This window comes from Tropicimonas sp. TH_r6 (assembly GCF_033101155.1).
In the GTDB taxonomy this organism is placed as follows: Bacteria; Pseudomonadota; Alphaproteobacteria; order Rhodobacterales; family Rhodobacteraceae; genus Tropicimonas.
Genome location: NZ_JAWMPX010000005.1, coordinates 20273 through 36239, shown reverse-complemented (window position 1 = coordinate 36239; position 15967 = coordinate 20273). Strand labels below are relative to the sequence as shown.

General features: G+C 64.3%; 15 protein-coding genes. 6 read left to right on the top strand and 9 right to left on the bottom strand.

The genetic code is table 11. The features are described from left to right. Positions 1-90: 90 nt before the first annotated feature. The 3 genes from R3X27_RS06850 (at position 91) to R3X27_RS06840 (ending at position 3379) form a co-directional block, all read left to right on the top strand. A complete protein-coding gene (locus R3X27_RS06850) occupies positions 91-2070 on the top strand; it encodes a heme lyase CcmF/NrfE family subunit (RefSeq protein ID WP_317708097.1) in 1980 nt (659 codons plus the stop codon). Beyond that, positions 2067-2519 (top strand): cytochrome c-type biogenesis protein, encoded by a 453-nt coding sequence (locus R3X27_RS06845; RefSeq protein ID WP_317708096.1) that lies wholly within the window; start codon positions 2067-2069, stop codon positions 2517-2519. Before R3X27_RS06850 ends, R3X27_RS06845 begins: the two co-directional genes overlap by 4 nt. Before the next feature lie 83 nt (positions 2520-2602). Beyond that, positions 2603-3379: an enoyl-CoA hydratase-related protein gene (locus R3X27_RS06840; protein ID WP_317708095.1), complete on the top strand. Its 777-nt coding sequence runs from the start codon at positions 2603-2605 to the stop codon at positions 3377-3379. 33 nt (positions 3380-3412) lie between these two features. Here R3X27_RS06840 and R3X27_RS06835 read toward each other — a convergent pair whose 3' ends face one another. From R3X27_RS06835 to R3X27_RS06810, 6 genes are all read right to left on the bottom strand, one after another. Further along, complete coding sequence (locus R3X27_RS06835) at positions 3413-4276, bottom strand: alpha/beta hydrolase (protein ID WP_317708094.1); 864 nt, start codon at positions 4274-4276, stop codon at positions 3413-3415. Then, a complete protein-coding gene (locus R3X27_RS06830; RefSeq protein ID WP_317708093.1) occupies positions 4273-5346 on the bottom strand; it encodes a branched-chain amino acid ABC transporter permease in 1074 nt (357 codons plus the stop codon). The genes R3X27_RS06835 and R3X27_RS06830 overlap by 4 nt, the downstream gene beginning before the upstream one ends. Before the next feature lie 7 nt (positions 5347-5353). Then, entirely contained in the window at positions 5354-6346 is a 993-nt protein-coding gene (locus tag R3X27_RS06825) for a branched-chain amino acid ABC transporter permease (RefSeq protein ID WP_317708092.1), read from the bottom strand. A gap of 7 nt (positions 6347-6353) precedes the next feature. Further along, positions 6354-7058 (bottom strand): ABC transporter ATP-binding protein, encoded by a 705-nt coding sequence (locus R3X27_RS06820; protein ID WP_317708091.1) that lies wholly within the window; start codon positions 7056-7058, stop codon positions 6354-6356. Further along, entirely contained in the window at positions 7055-7819 is a 765-nt protein-coding gene (locus tag R3X27_RS06815) for an ABC transporter ATP-binding protein (RefSeq protein ID WP_317708090.1), read from the bottom strand. The genes R3X27_RS06820 and R3X27_RS06815 overlap by 4 nt, the downstream gene beginning before the upstream one ends. A gap of 62 nt (positions 7820-7881) precedes the next feature. Further along, a complete protein-coding gene (locus R3X27_RS06810; protein ID WP_317708089.1) occupies positions 7882-9078 on the bottom strand; it encodes a substrate-binding domain-containing protein in 1197 nt (398 codons plus the stop codon). Between the two features lie 106 nt (positions 9079-9184). Between R3X27_RS06810 and R3X27_RS06805 the strand changes: the two genes are divergently transcribed. After that, positions 9185-9787 (top strand): LuxR C-terminal-related transcriptional regulator, encoded by a 603-nt coding sequence (locus R3X27_RS06805; protein WP_317708088.1) that lies wholly within the window; start codon positions 9185-9187, stop codon positions 9785-9787. Positions 9788-9821: 34 nt separating this feature from the next. On the opposite strand, the gene R3X27_RS06800 is transcribed toward R3X27_RS06805, so the two are convergent. Together R3X27_RS06800 and R3X27_RS06795 are read right to left on the bottom strand one after the other, a co-directional pair. Then, positions 9822-10730: a phosphoadenosine phosphosulfate reductase gene (locus R3X27_RS06800; protein ID WP_317708087.1), complete on the bottom strand. Its 909-nt coding sequence runs from the start codon at positions 10728-10730 to the stop codon at positions 9822-9824. A 105-nt stretch (positions 10731-10835) separates the two neighbouring features. Beyond that, positions 10836-11378: a hypothetical protein gene (locus tag R3X27_RS06795; protein ID WP_317708086.1), complete on the bottom strand. Its 543-nt coding sequence runs from the start codon at positions 11376-11378 to the stop codon at positions 10836-10838. 138 nt (positions 11379-11516) lie between these two features. Between R3X27_RS06795 and R3X27_RS06790 the strand changes: the two genes are divergently transcribed. Next, positions 11517-12071, top strand: coding sequence for a YeeE/YedE thiosulfate transporter family protein (locus R3X27_RS06790; RefSeq protein WP_317708085.1), 555 nt, complete (start codon positions 11517-11519; stop codon positions 12069-12071). A gap of 3 nt (positions 12072-12074) precedes the next feature. Continuing rightward, complete coding sequence (locus R3X27_RS06785) at positions 12075-12662, top strand: YeeE/YedE thiosulfate transporter family protein (protein ID WP_317708084.1); 588 nt, start codon at positions 12075-12077, stop codon at positions 12660-12662. 411 nt (positions 12663-13073) lie between these two features. On the opposite strand, the gene gcvP is transcribed toward R3X27_RS06785, so the two are convergent. Next, positions 13074-15911: an aminomethyl-transferring glycine dehydrogenase gene (gcvP, locus tag R3X27_RS06780; protein WP_317708083.1), complete on the bottom strand. Its 2838-nt coding sequence runs from the start codon at positions 15909-15911 to the stop codon at positions 13074-13076. Positions 15912-15967 lie beyond the last annotated feature (56 nt).

Sequence of the window (15967 nt, the reverse complement as noted above, 5' to 3'; positions counted from 1 at the left end):
CCGAGGAGATCGCTCTGGAGCTTCGCGCAGTCGCCCGTGTCGCGTCACCGGCTGTTGCCGCAGGCCTGCCCCTCCGATAGGTTTCACGACATGATAGTCGAACTCGGCCACTTTGCCCTCGTCCTCGCCGCGCTTGTCGCGATTGTGCAGATGATAGTCCCGCTGGTCGGGGCCTCCCGGCGCTGGCCGGGCTGGATGGGCGTGGCTGAACCCGCCGCAATCCTGCAATTCCTGCTGGTCTCTTTCTCTTTTGGCGCGCTGACCTATGCGTTCGTGACCTCCGATTTCTCGGTCCAGCTGGTCGTGCTGAACTCCAACAAGTTCATGCCGATGCTCTACAAGGTCTCCGGCGTGTGGGGGAATCACGAGGGCTCGATGCTGCTCTGGGTGCTGATCCTCGCGATTTTCGGCGCCTGCGCGGCCGTCTTCGGGTCAAATCTCCGTGACACGCTGCGCGCCCGCGTCCTCGCCGTGCAGGCCTCGATCTCGGTTGCCTTCTACGGCTTTATCCTTTTCACCTCGAACCCGTTCCTGCGCGTTGCCACGCCGCCGATGAATGGCGAGGACCTCAATCCGTTGCTGCAGGACCCGGGCTTGGCATTCCATCCGCCCTTCCTCTATCTCGGCTATGTCGGCCTCTCCATGGCCTTCTCCTTCGCCATCGCCGCGCTGCTCGAAGGCCGGGTCGATGCTGCCTGGGGCCGCTGGGTCCGTCCCTGGACGCTGGCCGCATGGCTCTTCCTGACCATCGGCATCGGGCTTGGCTCCTGGTGGGCCTATTACGAGCTTGGCTGGGGCGGGTTCTGGTTCTGGGATCCGGTCGAGAACGCCTCCTTTATGCCGTGGCTGCTGGCCGCCGCGCTGCTGCACTCGGCCATCGTGGTCGAGAAGCGCGAGGCTTTGAAGAGCTGGACCGTTCTGCTGGCCATCATGGCCTTTGGTTTCTCGCTGATCGGCACCTTCCTCGTGCGGTCCGGCGTCATCACCTCGGTCCATGCCTTCGCCAATGACCCCGAGCGCGGTGTCTTCATCCTGATGATCCTCGCGATCTTCATGGGCGGCGCGCTGACGCTTTATGCCGCCCGCGCCTCCGCAATGGAGGCCAAGGGCGTCTTCGCCATGGTCAGCCGCGAAACGGCACTCCTGACCAACAACATCCTGCTCGCCGTCGCCGCCTTCGTCGTCTTTGTCGGCACGATCTGGCCGCTGGTTGCCGAGATGGTGCTGGGCCGCAAGCTCTCCGTCGGCGCGCCCTTCTTCGACGCCGCCTTTACCCCCTTCATGATCGCGCTCACCGCCATCCTGCCGATCGGCGCCATGCTGCCGTGGAAACGCGGCAACCTGACCCGCACGATGCAGCCGCTCTGGGGCGCGCTGGCGCTTTCGATCGCCGGGGGCGCACTCGTCCTCGTGATGCAGACCGGCACGAGCATGCTGGCACCTGTCGGCTTCACCCTCGCGTCCTGGGTCACTATGGGGACGCTGATCGACCTGTGGACCCGCACCGGTCGGGGCGATGTCTCCAGCAAGCTGCGGCGGCTGCGCAGCCTGCCCGGCGCAGACTGGGGCAAGGCCACGGCCCATACCGGCCTCGCCATCACGCTTTTCGGGATTGCCGGGCTGACGGCCTGGGAATCGGAGGATATTCGCGTCGCCAAGGTCGGCGAGCGGTTCGAACATGCTGGCTACGAGATCGAGCTGCGCGATGTGCGCGAGATCCCGGGGCCGAACTACGTCTCGACGATGGCCTCGATGGCCGTCTACCGGAACGGCAAGGAAGTCGCTGTCCTGCACCCGGAGAAGCGCGTCTACCCTGTCGCGCAGATGCCGACCACGGAGGCCGGGATCGACAATGGTTTCTGGCGCGATGTCTACCTCGTCATCGGCGATGAGCAATCCGATGGCGGCTGGGCCGTGCGGACCTATATCAAGCCCTTCGCCAACTGGATCTGGGCGGGCTGTATCATCATGGGGTTTGGCGGGATCTTTTCGCTCACCGACCGTCGCTATCGTGTCGCGGCAGGCGCCCGCAAGCGCCGCGCCGCCGCTTCCGGAGTTCCCGCCGAATGAAACGCCTCCTTGCTGCCCTGCTGCTCGTCGCCGCGCCTGTTTTCGCGGTCACTCCGGACGAGATCCTCGAAGATCCGGCGCTGGAGGCGCGTGCCCGCGAGATCTCCAAGGAGCTGCGCTGTCTCGTCTGCCGCAACGAGAATATCGACGAATCCAATGCCGAACTGGCTGCGGACCTTCGGGTTCTTGTTCGCGAGCGGCTGGTCGAGGGCGACAGCGACCCGGAAGTGATCGAGTACGTTGTCGGACGCTATGGCGAATATGTCCTGCTCAAGCCGACCACCACCGGGGCGAATCTCCTGCTCTGGATCGCCGGCCCGATCATGCTGCTGATCGCGGGCGGGGTGGGCTTTGCCTATATCCGGGCCCGCAAATCGGCGCCTGACGCCGCCGCCGAGGGGCTGAGTACCGAAGAAGAGGCGCGGTTGAACGATCTCCTGAAGGATTGACGTCCGGTTTCGTCGCGCCGGCCCTTCCCTGCGCCGTGGCTTTGCCTATTCTGCGCCCGAGTTAGTTCAAGGGAGGCACTGGCGTGCAATACGAAACCATCCGCTATGCGGTCCGCGACGACATTGCCATCGTGACGATGAACCGCGCCGAGGTGATGAACGCGCTCAACACGCAGATGCGGGCGGAGCTGGCCGACGCCGTCAAGCGCGCCGCGACCGAGGCGCGGGTCATGGCCCTGACCGGGGCGGGCCGCGCCTTCTGCGCCGGGCAGGATCTCGGCGCTGGTGCCAATCCCGGCGATATCGACCTCGAACGGCTGCTGCGCGACGAGTACACGCCGATGCTGGAAGCGATCTACGAATCCCCCATTCCCACCGTCGCCGCCGTCAACGGCGCGGCCGCTGGCGCGGGCGCCAATCTCGCGCTGGCCTGTGATGTGGTGATCGCCACCGAGAGCGCGACCTTCCTGCAGGCGTTCACCCGGATCGGCTTGATCCCGGATGCGGGCGGCACCTATTGGCTGCCACGCAAGATGGGCTTCGCCAAGGCGATGGGCGCGACACTCTTTGCCGAACCGATGACCGCCAGGGAGGCCGATGCGCTCGGCATGATCTGGGAAGCGGTTCCGGACGCGGAGTTTGCCGATCACTGGTGGGGCCGGGCGTTGCATCTCGCCAAGGGGCCGACCGCCGCCTATGCGCATGTCAAACGCGCCATCCGCGAGTCTCTCAACCACGACCTGACCACCCAGCTCGAACTGGAAGCGCGCCTGCAGGGCGAATGCGGCAAGACCCGGGATTTCAAGGAAGGGATCGTCGCCTTCATCGAGAAACGTCCGGCGCAGTTCGAAGGGCGCTGACTGGCGCCAGATGACGACCGGTCGGATCGCGGATCAGCGCCGGGGCGGCCTTGCACGCAATTCCGTTATCGTCTCGCGAATGAGCCGCGCATCTTGCCGACGTGAGAGCGACGGCGCGTGACCGCAATCTTCGATCTCGGTCTTGCCGGGATGGGGACCGCTGGCTTGCATGCGGGCGGCCGTCGCGGCCGGCAGCAGGTCGGACGCCGCACCGCGTATGAGGTGGGTCGGGATCCGGATACGCTCATACCTGTCCCAGCTCGTCAGCTCTTCTGCCGAGGCCAGGAACTGGATGGTGATGCGGGGATCGAAATGGGTTGTGAACGTGCCATCACTGCGCCGGCGCACGGAACATCGCGCCATACGGGTCCAGAACCCATCATCGGCCGGACCGAAGGGCGTATAAGCCGCGCGGAACCAAGCCTCCGCCTCGCTCAGACAGGCGAATGTCGGCTGCTCGTCGGCATAGGCCAGGATACGGTCGATTGCCGCCTGCGGGATTTCCGGGCCAATATCGTTGAGGATCATCCAGGACAGGCGATCGGCCAGTGCTCCGGACGCCATGCGCATGGCGATAAGCCCGCCCATGGAAGTGCCGATCCAGCCGGTTTGCGCGATCTCGAAATGATCCAGCAGGCCCGCCGCGATTGCGGCGTAAAACTCGATCGAATACTCGGCCTCGGGAGTGTCGGACCAGCTCGACAGCCCGCGCCCGATCGTGTCCGGGCAAAGGATGAAGAACGTGTCCGACAGCGCCGCTGCCAGCTCGTCGAAATCCCGCCCCGTGCGCGCAAGGCCGTGCCACATCACCAGCGGCGGGTTGGAGGGATCTCCCCAGAGCGCCACGTGGATCTCGTGATCCAGGATCGGAACGAAACAGAACCTGGGTGTGCTCATGTCTTCGCGCCCTTCTCGGCAAACGTTCCTGCTATTCCTTTCGGGAAGAAATAGACGAGCAGGATGAAGATGATACCGAGCCAGAACAGCCACCTGTCGGGCTCCAGTATGAATGGGAGCAGCGGGATCCCGGACAGGGCCTCGGCGGCGCTGCCCATCAGGTCACGCAGGTAATATTGCGCGAGCACCAGCAGCGTCGCCCCGATCACCGCACCATACATCGTGCCCATGCCCCCGATCACTACCATCAGAAGGATGTCGATCATGATGGTAAAGCTGAGCGCGGTTTCGGGGCCGGTATATTTCAGCCAGATGGCATAGACGGAACCGGCCAGCGAGGCGATCACGGCGGCAACGCAGAAGATGAAGGTCCGGTAGGCGACGACCCGGTAACCGATTGCCTCGGCGCGGGCTTCGTTTTCGCGGATTGCCTTCAGGACTGTGCCGATGGGCGAACCCACGAGACGGATCATGAAGAGGAAGAGGAGCAGGCTCGTGGCGAAGACGAAGTAATAGGCCGCCAGTTTCCCGTTGAGCTTGACCCCGAGGATCCGGGCGACCTTGCCTTCTTCTGTCACGGCAAGCTTGGTGGCGGTCTTGAAGATCTCGGGCGCCTTGTAAGTGATGCCGTCCTCGCCGCCGGTGACGTGCGAAAGCTGGCTGGCCAGCACCATGGCGACGCTGGCTGCCGCCAGCGTGATCATCGCGAAGAAGATCGCCTTGACCCTGAGCGACAGCAACCCGATGGCGATGGCCATGACCACGGAGACAAGCGCCCCGGCCAGCGCACCGAGGATCACCGCGTCCCAGCCCGGCCCCATCTGTTTCAGCGAGATCGCCGCGCCATAGGCGCCGAAGCCGAAGAACATCGTGTGGGCGAAGCTGACGATGCCGGTATAACCGATCAACAGGTCATAACTCGCCACCAGCACGATGAAGACACAGATCCGGGCTGCGACCTCGAGCGAGCGGATATCCTGGAAGAGGAAGGGGGCGAAGAGCAGCAGCGCCGCGATCAGCAGGACAACGAGCTTCACGAGGCGCGCGCCTTGGGTGTTTTCCTGAGTCATCTGAGCCTCACTTCACAGCCGGCCGGAGCCCGTTGGGGCGCCAGAGCAGGATCACCATCATCAGGATCATGTTCGATGCCAGCGCCAGTTTCGGCGCCAGGAAGCCCACGTAATTTGCCACCAGCCCGACCATGATCGCGCCCAGCAGAGTGCCCTCGATGGAGCCGAGCCCGCCGATGATGACGACGATGAAAACAACGATCATCATCTCCGCGCCGAGGGCGGGCGTGATCAGGGTCTCATAACCGGCCCACATGGCGCCGCCGAGCGCTGCCAGCGCCGAGCCGACCATGAAGACGGCGATGAAGAGCCGGTCGATCCGGAAGCCGAGCGCCTCGACCATTTCGCGGTTTTCGACGCCGGCGCGGATCAACAGCCCGATCCGGGTCCGGTTCAGTGTGAATTTCAGTGCCAGATAGACGACGAGGCCGAGCAGGAAGGCGAAGACGCGATACTTCTCGATCGCGACATCCCCAATCAGCACCGAACCTTCGAGGAAATTGGCCCGTGGCACGGTGATCGGGGTGCCGCCCCAGATCGCAAGGATCATCTGTTCGGCGACGATCAGTGCTCCCATGGTGATCAGGATCTGGCGCAGATGGTCGTGATAAACCGGCTTGATGATGACAGCCTCGAAGAACCAGCCCGCGGCGAGGCCGAAGGCGATGGCGGCGAGGAAGGCGAGGAAGATCGCGGCGGCATTGAGCGCGACGCTTTCCGAGCCGAGCCAGCCGGCCAGCCAGCCCAGCACGCTCGCGGCAACGAAGGCGCCGAAGCTGACAAAGGCGGAATGGCCGAAATTAAGTACGTCCATCAGGCCGAAGACCAGCGAGAGGCCGGAGGCCATCAGGAAGATCATCATCCCCATGGCCAGCCCCGCGACCGTCAGGGTCACCCAGGAGGAGGGCACGCCGATCAGGAAAAAGGCCACGAACGCGACGGCCAGCGGCAGCAGGTTCACCCCTCCGATACGGTCGATTGCTGTCAGAAATCTGTCCATTTGTCCCTCACGCAGACAGGCTCAGCAGGCTTTCCTGCAAGTCCGTATTGGCGGTGAAATCGGCCATGCTGCCGGTATGTGCGATGCGCCCGTCATCGATGACCGCCATGTCGCGACCAAGCGCGCGCGCGAACTCGAAATTCTGCTCGACCAGCAGGATCGTCGTGTTGGTCGCGATCTCGCGGAAGGCCTCCGCCATGGCATCGATGATCGACGGCGCAAGCCCCTTGGTCGGCTCGTCGATCAGGATCAACTCGCGCGGTTCGATGATGGCGCGGGCGACCGAGAGCATCTGCTTCTGCCCGCCCGAGAGCGACCAGGCCGCCTTGGTCCAGAATGTTTCCAGCGCCGGGAAGAGTCGCCAGATCCGTTCCAGCGCCGCCGTGTCGAACCTGCCATTGGCCGTGGCGAGGATGAGATTCTCCTCGACAGTCAGCCCGCCGAAGATCCCCATATCCTCGGGCACGAAGGCAATCCCGAGCCGGGCGATATCGGCGGTGTGCATCTCCGTCAGGTCCGTGCCACGAAAGCGGACCGAGCCGGGGGAGGGCTTCCACAGCCCCATGATCGAGCGCAGAGTCGTGGTCTTGCCGGCGCCGTTGCGCCCCAGCAGGACGAACACACCGCCCTCCGGCACCTCCAGCGTGACATCGTGGAGCACGGCATATTGGCCGATGCTCGTCTGCATGGCGTTCAGCGACAGTAGGCTCATGCGGCCTCCGTGGACTTGCCGAGATAGACATCGCGCACGATCTGGCTCGACATCACCTCCTCGGGCGGCCCGTCGGCCAGCAGCTCGCCATTATGCAGCACGATGATCCGGTCCGCGAGCGCGCGGACCACGTCCATCTTGTGCTCCACCAGCAGAACCGTCTTCGTGTGGTCACGCTTGAGCTCGGCGATCAGGTCGAGCACGTCCGGGGCCTGGTCCAGCGACATCCCAGCGGTCGGCTCGTCGAACATGTAGATATCGGGCTCCATCGCCATCAGCAGCGCCACTTCCAGCTTGCGTTGGTCGCCATGGGGCAGGGCGGCGGCGGGCAGATGGGCGACCGTGTCGAGGCGGGTCGCTTCCAGGTAGCGCTCGGCCCGCGCGGTCAGCTCGGTCAGCGCCTCCACCCGGCGGAACATCTTCCAGCCCTCGCCGGCCCGGGCCTGCACCGCGAGGCGGATATTTTCCAGCACCGAGAGCTGCGGAAACAGGTTGGTGAGCTGGAAAGCGCGGCCGATCCCGTGATGGGCGCGGGACGAGGGCGGCATCCGGGTAATGTCGATGCCGTCCTTGCGGACCCTACCGGCGGTCGGGGTCAACTGGCCGGAAATCAGGTTGAAATAGGTGGTCTTGCCGGCCCCGTTCGGCCCGACGATCACAGTCAGCTCGCCGGGGCGGAACTCACAGGACACGGAATTGACCGCGACATGTCCGCCGAAACGGATCGTGAGATCCTCGGTGACTAGGGATGGATGTGACATCTGGCGCACCTGTTGGTTCTGTCCCGGCCCGATCTCGGGCCGGGAAGGTCGTTCTTGTCGGATCACTCGGTCCGGCCGAGCGGGATATCCATCTCCTCGGGCGTGATCTCGCGCACCAGCTCCGGGATCGCCCAGTCCACGCCTTCGTCGACCCGGATCTTGAAGTGATACATGCTCTGCAGCGCCTGGTGATCTTCCGGGCGGAAAGTCATGGTGCCCTTGGGCGTCTCCCAGCTCATCCCTTCCATCGCTTCGATAAGCGCCTCGGTCTCCCAGTCATCTGCCGTTTCCAGCGCCTTGACCACGGCCAGCGCGGCGGCCATGCCACCGGCGGTGAAGAAGTCCGGCGGGCTGTCGAACCGTTCCTGGTGGGTGGCGACGAGCCAGTCATTCACCTCGTTCTGCGGGCTCTCGTAATAGTAGTAGATCGCCCCTTCCATGCCCGGCACTTGCTTGTAGGTCGGCAGGACAGGCAGGATGTGACCGCCCATCGAGATCTCGATACCGAAGCGTTCCGGCTGCATCGCCTTGATCTTGCCCATCGGGTCGCCGCCACCGGCGATGTAGATCAGGATCACCTTGCGGCCGTCCTTGTCCTTGAGCGCGTTGAAGATCCGTTCGGCGGAGGCGGTGAAATCGGTCGTGCCCTGCGGGATGTATTCCTCTGTGACCAGATTGGCCCCGGTCCCGTCCAGCGCCGCCTTGAAGGCGGTGATGCCGTCCCGGCCGAAGGCATAATCCTCCGCCAGAGTGGCGACATGGAGGTTCTCGTCCGGCTTCAGCGCCAGCGCCTGGGCCTGCATGTCCATCGAGGAATTGCGCGAGGTCTTGAAGATATAACGGTTGCCATCCGGGCCGGTGAGGCTGTCGGCCACTGCCGGCTCCACGATCAGGATCTTCTCATATTCCTCGGCAATCGGCAGCAGCCCCTTGGTGACGCCGGACGAGGTCGCGCCGACAGCCAGCAACACCTCGTCATCGCCATAGGCTTCGGCCAGCACGGCGCGGGCCACGTCCGGTTTGAACTGGGTGTCCTTGTGGATGATCTCGATCGGCTGGCCCTTGACCATGCCGGTCCCGCCGGTGGCATATTCGATGCCCAGCTCGAACCCGGTCTGAGCCTGTTTCGAGAAGACCTCGAAGCTGTGCCCGGAAATCCCGTGAATCAATGCGATCTTGACCGGCTCCTGCGCGAATACCGCGCTCGCCATCGACAGGCCAAGCGCCGCGGCGCCGGCCAGAACTGTCCGTAAGGTCATGTGGTCCTCCCTGATGCGAAAGACGCCCCGCGCATTGCGCCGGGCCCTCCCCTTGGATTAGCTTTCCGCCACAAGGGTCTCAGACGGGGTTGGAGCGCGCAATATCGTGGAAACACGTATCGATGACTGCTATCGCGACGGACGGTTCGCGGAACTGGCCTTCGCCTACGCGCCGGTCGGTCTGGTGGTGACCGAGAACCGGGTGATCCGTGACTGCAACCACGCCTTTTCGGAGATGTTCGGATATCACCCCGACGAGCTGAAAGACTGCGTCTTTTCAATATTATACCCGAGTGACGAAGAGTTCGACAATGTCCGCGACCGCGGCGTCAAACAGTTGCGCGAGACCAATACCTATTGGGACGAGCGGATCATGGCGCGCAAGGATGGCACCCTCTTCTGGTGCCGGGTGCGTGGCCACTCCTTCACACCGGAGCGCCCCTTGCAACGGGCGGTCTGGAGCTTCGCCGACCTTTCCGAGATCCGCCCCTATCGCGATCTGACGCGACGGGAACGCGAGATCGTCTCCTATCTCGCGGACGGTCTCACGAGCAAGGAAATCGCGCTGAAACTGGATCTCTCCTACCGAACCGTCGAGGTCTATCGCGCGAAGTTGCTGAAGAAATTCGGAGCTTCCAATTCCAACGCGCTGTTCCAGGCCCTGGGCGATATCGAAGGCCAGCATGTCGTCCGAAAGACCAAGGCGTAACGCGCGCGCAGGCGGGCGGCCGCCGTTCCCGGTCTCAGCTGGAAGCGCGCTGCTTCGCTTCGGTCGAGAGCTGGTCGCGGACACCATTTGCCCAATGGCGCCCCAGCCCAAGCCGTTTTTCGACGCGCAGCCGGGTGAGGACGCGGTGTAGATAGGGGCGGTATTCCAGGCGTTTGCGGTAGAGGCGGTGGAATGTGCGGGCGTCGAGACGGCCATGCCCGGCCGCGTCGAGAAGGGGGAGCAGGACCCCCATTTTCTCCAGATCGCGTTCAGGCGCCGGGCCGAGCCGGCGGCAGCGCAGCAGGTTTTCCTCCGGCAGGGCAAAGAGCGACGCATGGGTCGCATCCAGTGCAACCTCGGGATCGTAGATCAGGAAGGCCTCCCCGGCGCCTTCCAGCATTTCCGGGGCATAGCCGAAACGGCGGGTGAAATCGGTGCGGCGCAGGGCCGGGTAGCGCCTGTCCCATTCGCTGCGGGCGGGTTCGAGCGTGGCCAGCGGACGGATCAGGACGACCGTCGCGCCGGGGGCCGCGACAGAAAAGGCGGCAGCGGCATAGCCTGCCGGACCGGCGCCGTAGAAGACCACGCGGTCAAACCGGTCGAAGAAGCCCTCGTCAATCAGCGCGTCGAAATAGGCGAAGACGGCGTCGGAGCGGAAAAAGGTGTCGCCCTCGCTATAGAGACAAAGCTGCGACCAGCCCTCTCGGCCCGCAACCTGAAGGGCCGCCGGAAGGCCGGTGGTCGAGTGCCGCATCGCGCCGGCTTCTTCGAAGCTGACCAGGAGGATGTCGTCATCTTCGGTGAAGAGCGCTCCATGGCGGGCGTCCAGATGCCTGTGATGGCCGTGGATCGCGCCATGTTCATCGAGCCGCTCGCGCCAGGTGATCGGGTCGACCGGCTTGATTGCGCGCGGCGGGCGGGACGGGGGGGATGCCATCTGCATCGTCACTTCCATTTCTGGATAATGTGGTTTCGTATTCTTATTGTACCACAAAATGCGCCAAAGGGTGGAGAATGGTCGAGAGTAAAAGCGCCGTCTCGGAAACGATCAGTTCCACTTGCGGAGGAAACAGACAAGGTTTCCGCTCGACTGGCGCGGGAAATAGTACAGCCCCGCGTCCATCAGTTGCGGCAGGACGCGAGAGATGGATGCGAAGTCATCCGGAAGACGGAGCACGGCGCCGCGCAGGTCGGGCTGGAGCGTGTCCTCTGGCAGGGCGCCGCCGGTCAGCGTGAGATCGGCCACGAGGAAACTCGGCTCGAACGGGGGCAGTGCCGTCTCGGAGATCGAGATACGGAACAGCCCGTTGGCTTGCTGAACGCGCCGGAGATAAGCTTGTCGGTTGCGATCCGGTTCGACAATGTGGACATGCCGCAGCCCGATCCGCCCGGCCAGGAATGCCGGTGCCAGCCCGCTGCCCGCGCCGGTGACGATGGCGCGATCCGACGGCTTGGCAAGGCTGGAGAGCTTACGCGCCAGACCATCGTTCCGCGAGGCTTGCTCGAGATCGTTCCGGGCCGGTTCGGTCAGGAATTGCGGGCTGTCCGGGAAGCGCAGGCCCCGAATTTCGATCCATTTTTCCGTCGTCATGCGGCCTCCGTCTTCGTCGGAAGGGATAGGGGGAAGTGACGCCCAGTGCAATCCATGCGGTTTGACCGAGATCAAGGGGAAGTCGAACCGAATAGTTCATATTCACGTTCTGATATACGTAAACCCGAGGGGGTGAACATGGTTCTCAACTGGAAATCGGGAGGGGTCCTGCTTGGGCTGGTCTTCTTCCTGGCCGTTCTGCTGGTCAAGCCGATCGGCGTTTCGACTCAATTCGTGATCCTCGACGGCGTCCTCTGGACTGCGGTGGACAGCTCTGTCGTCACGCAGGCCGATGACGGCGTCTATACATCGACCAACGCGTATCTCGCGAAATCGGATGGGAAATACGCAAAAAGCGTCGCCAACCCACTGAATTACAGCTTCGTTTTCGCGATAGCGATGATGTTGGGCGGGTTTCTCTCGGCGATGGCGCGCGGTGGGCTGAGCCGTGATGAGAAAAAGATGCCAGCGCTTTGGCGTGCCAATTTCGGATCGTCGGTGGGGACACGCTTTCTGGCCACCTTCGCCGGCGGTTTCATTGTGCTCTATGGCGCGCGACTGGCTGGGGGGTGCACCTCCGGACACATGATGTCGGGCATGATGCAGACCTCTCTGTCCGGTTACATCTTTGCCGCCGGCGCCTTCCTCGCTGCCGTGCCGACGGCGATGTTCCTTTATCGTCAGGAGGACTGATCCATGACCAGTATTCTTCTCGCCCTGATCATCGGTGCTGCCTTCGGCGCGGTGCTGGATCGGATCGGCGCGTCAAACCCGAATTTCATCGGCAAGATGCTGAATCTTACGAATCTTCATCTTATGAAGACGATTCTGCTGGCAATTGGGTCCGGATCGGTGTTGATGTTTGCGGGACAGATGGCGGGCCTTGTCGATGTGGGTCACATGTCGGTGAAATCCGCCTATCTTGGTGTCTTTGTGGGTGGTGTGTTGCTCGGGATCGGCTGGGCGCTTTCGGGTTATTGCCCGGGCACCGGACTGGTTGCGGCGGCCACGGGACGTCGGGACGCGCTGGCATTCATTGCCGGTGGACTGCTCGGCGCCGCGGCTTATATGGCAACTTACCCCGCTGTTAAGGACACTGGCCTGCTGGATGCAATCGCCGGGGGCAAGGTTACGCTGGGCTCAGTGCCCGGTGCGAAATACGAGGGGGTGACGACGCTCCCCGGCGACATCCTGGGGATTGCCCTGGGGCTGGCATTCATCGTGGTGGCGTTCTTGCTGCCCGAGCGGATTGCCGGAGAGCCGGATCCCGTCGCCGCCGAGTAGCGAGGTCCAGGGAGGGGACACCCGGCCGGAGAGGCGATCTGCGGATCGACTGTCCGGCCGGTACGCGTTTTGGGCTGTCTCGGCGCGGCCGCCCGCGTGCTCCGTGCTCCCAAAGGCGCCACGGGCCTGCACCCTGCAAGATCGCCGCCGTCAGCACATGTCGTCCTCGCCGTTGGCGCGGCCACGCGACGAAGGGGGGATATCGGGATCTATCCAGACGCCGATCTGCATCTGGAAGGCCTCTCGGGAACTCGAAGAGAGGGTCCGGTCCGCGGGCCATAGGGCGTCGAACCCAGAGCTCCCTGCCATGTTCCATCAGCCCAGCCGTCATGACCGTTTCAGGATTGGCCGGACCGGAGGCGCGATCTCGCATCGAGAAGAGCGCGCCTCGCAGCCTGCTGCTTGTGCCTCTTACTCGGCGGCGTCCAAGTAGTCCTCGACCGGCGGGCAGGTGCAGATGAGGTTGCGGTCGCCGAAGGCGTTGTCGACCCGGCCGACGGGCGGCCAGTATTTGTCGACCCGGAAGCTGCCCGGCGGGAAGCAGCCCTGTTCGCGCGGGTATTTGCGTTCCCAATCGGCGACAAGGTCCTCGACCGTATGAGGCGCATAGCGCAGCGGGCTGTCCTCATAGGCGATCTTGCCGTCCTCGACATCGCCGATTTCGGCACGGATCGAGAGCATGGCGTCGATGAAGCGGTCAAGCTCGGCCTTGGTCTCCGATTCCGTCGGCTCGACCATCAGCGTACCGGCCACGGGCCAGGACATGGTGGGAGCGTGGAAGCCGCTATCCATCAACCGCTTGGCGATGTCGTCGACCTGTACGCCTGCTTCCGCGAAGGGGCGGGTGTCGAGGATGCATTCATGCGCGACGCGGCCCTGCGCGCCCTTGAAGAGCACGTCATAGGCGCCGGCGAGCCGGGCGGCGATGTAATTGGCCGAGAGAATCGCGACCTTGGTGGCTTGCGTGATGCCGGCGCCGCCCATGAGCTGCACATAGGCCCAGGAGATCGGCAGGATCGAGGCGGAGCCATAGGGGGCGGCCGAGACCGGGCCTTCGCTGCCGCCGGTCTCGGGATGGCCGGGCAGGAAGGGCTCTAGATGCGCCTTCACACCGATCGGGCCCATTCCGGGGCCGCCGCCGCCATGGGGGATGCAGAAGGTCTTGTGCAGGTTGAGGTGGCTGACATCCGAGCCAAGATCGCCGGGCCGCGAGAGGCCGACCATGGCGTTCAGGTTCGCGCCGTCGAGATAGACCTGCCCGCCATGCTCATGCGTGATCGCACAGACATCGCGCACAGTGTCCTCGAAGACGCCATGGGTCGAGGGGTAGGTGATCATGCAGGCCGCGAGGCGCGCGCCAGCTGCTTCGGCCTTCTCGCGGAAATCGACCAGGTCGATATCGCCATTCTCGGCCGATTTGACCACGACGACCTTCATCCCGGCCATGGTCGCAGAGGCTGGGTTGGTGCCATGAGCGGAGACAGGGATGAGGCAGATATCGCGGGTCTCGCCACGGGAGCGGTGATAGGCGGCAATGGTCATCAGGCCGGCATATTCGCCCTGCGCGCCGGAATTGGGCTGCATCGACATCGCGTCATAGCCGGTGATCTCGCAAAGCTTGGCAGAGAGATCGGTAAGCATCTCGGCATAGCCCTCGGCCTGATCGACAGGGGCGAAGGGGTGGAGCTGGCCGAATTCGGGCCAGGTGATGGGCATCATCTCCACCGCCGCGTTGAGCTTCATCGTGCAGGAGCCGAGCGGGATCATGGCGCGGTCAAGCGCGAGGTCGCGGTCGGCCAGACGGCGCATATAGCGCATCATCTCGGCTTCGGCGCGGTTGAGGTGGAAGATCGGGTGGGTGAGGTAGTCGCTGTGGCGCAGCAGCGGCTCTGGCAGGGCGACGGCCTCCGGTTCGCCGAAGGCCTCCGTGATGCCGAAGGCGCGCCAGACAGCCTCGATGGTTTCGGGCACGCAGGTCTCGTCGACCGAGATCCCGATCTTCGTCGCGCCGAAGCGGCGCAGGTTCAGGCCCTCGGCGCGGGCAGAGCGCAGGATGGCGCCCTGAAGCGGGCCGACCTCGACGGTGACCGTGTCGAAGATGCCGTCAGGGGCCGTCTCGAAGCCGGCGTCGCGCAGGCCTTCGGCGAGGCGGGCGGCCATGATGTGGATGCGCTCGGCGATGGCGCGCAGCCCGCGCGGGCCGTGGAAAACAGCGTAGAAGCTGGCCATGACGGCGAGCAGCGCCTGCGCGGTACAGACATTGGAGGTCGCCTTTTCGCGGCGGATATGCTGCTCACGGGTGGCGAGGCTGAGGCGGTAGGCCTTGTTGCCGCGGGCATCGATGGAGACACCGACAATGCGGCCGGGCATGGAGCGCTTGTACTTGTCGAGGCAGGACATGTAGGCGGCATGCGGGCCGCCATAGCCCATCGGCACACCGAAGCGCTGGGCGCTGCCGACGGCGATATCAGCGCCCATCGCGCCCGGCTCCTTCAGCAGGAGCAGCGCCATCAGGTCGGCGGCGACGACGCCGATGGCCTTCTCGGCATGAAGCGCGTCCAATTCCGCCGTGTAGTCGCGCAGCGTGCCGTCCGTACCGGGATATTGGAAGATCGCGCCGAAGACGCTTGCCGGGTCCAGCGCGTCGACCGGGGCCTCGATCACCTCGATGCCGAGGGGCAGGGCGCGTGTGCGGATGACGGCGATGGTCTGGGGATGGCAATTGGAATCGACAAAGAACGCCGTCGCCTTCGACTTCGAGACCCGCTGCGCCATGACCATCGCTTCGGCGGCGGCGGTGCCCTCGTCGAGCAGCGAGGCATTGGCGATCTCGAGTCCGGTCAGGTCGGAGACCATGGTCTGGAAGTTGAGCAGCGCCTCGAGCCGACCCTGTGCGATTTCTGGCTGGTAGGGCGTGTAGGCCGTGTACCAGGCGGGGTTTTCGAGGATGTTGCGCTGGATCGCCGGCGGCGTCACGGTGCCGTAATAGCCTTGGCCGATCAGTGATTGCAGCACGTCATTGCGACCGCCGACCTCGCGCATCTTCACCAGCAACTCGCCCTCCGAGAGCGGCGCCCAGTCGAGCGGCGCGTCCTGACGGAAATCGGCTGGGATCGTCTGATCGATCAGCGTGTCCAGGCTGTCCACTCCGATGGCGGAGAGCATGGCCTCCATCTCCTCGGGGGAGGGGCCGATATGGCGACGATTGGCGAAATCATAGGGGTCATAGGCGGTCGGCTTGAACGGCACAGTGTCTCTCCCGAAAGGGCTTCATCTGTCTGCGGTGAGCAGACGGTGAGGGAGCG

Bases quoted from the DNA above. Each gene is read 5' to 3' on its own strand.
- R3X27_RS06795 (WP_317708086.1), bottom strand. From the start codon at position 11,378: ATGACGACGGAAAAATGGATCGAAATTCGGGGCCTGCGCTTCCCGGAC.
- R3X27_RS06825 (WP_317708092.1), bottom strand. From the start codon at position 6,346: ATGGACAGATTTCTGACAGCAATCGACCGTATCGGAGGGGTGAACCTG.
- R3X27_RS06785 (WP_317708084.1), top strand. From the start codon at position 12,075: ATGACCAGTATTCTTCTCGCCCTGATCATCGGTGCTGCCTTCGGCGCG.
- R3X27_RS06800 (WP_317708087.1), bottom strand. From the start codon at position 10,730: ATGCAGATGGCATCCCCCCCGTCCCGCCCGCCGCGCGCAATCAAGCCG.
- R3X27_RS06850 (WP_317708097.1), top strand. From the start codon at position 91: ATGATAGTCGAACTCGGCCACTTTGCCCTCGTCCTCGCCGCGCTTGTC.
- R3X27_RS06830 (WP_317708093.1), bottom strand. From the start codon at position 5,346: ATGACTCAGGAAAACACCCAAGGCGCGCGCCTCGTGAAGCTCGTTGTC.
- R3X27_RS06790 (WP_317708085.1), top strand. From the start codon at position 11,517: ATGGTTCTCAACTGGAAATCGGGAGGGGTCCTGCTTGGGCTGGTCTTC.
- R3X27_RS06820 (WP_317708091.1), bottom strand. From the start codon at position 7,058: ATGAGCCTACTGTCGCTGAACGCCATGCAGACGAGCATCGGCCAATAT.
- R3X27_RS06845 (WP_317708096.1), top strand. From the start codon at position 2,067: ATGAAACGCCTCCTTGCTGCCCTGCTGCTCGTCGCCGCGCCTGTTTTC.
- R3X27_RS06810 (WP_317708089.1), bottom strand. From the start codon at position 9,078: ATGACCTTACGGACAGTTCTGGCCGGCGCCGCGGCGCTTGGCCTGTCG.
- R3X27_RS06835 (WP_317708094.1), bottom strand. From the start codon at position 4,276: ATGAGCACACCCAGGTTCTGTTTCGTTCCGATCCTGGATCACGAGATC.
- R3X27_RS06815 (WP_317708090.1), bottom strand. From the start codon at position 7,819: ATGTCACATCCATCCCTAGTCACCGAGGATCTCACGATCCGTTTCGGC.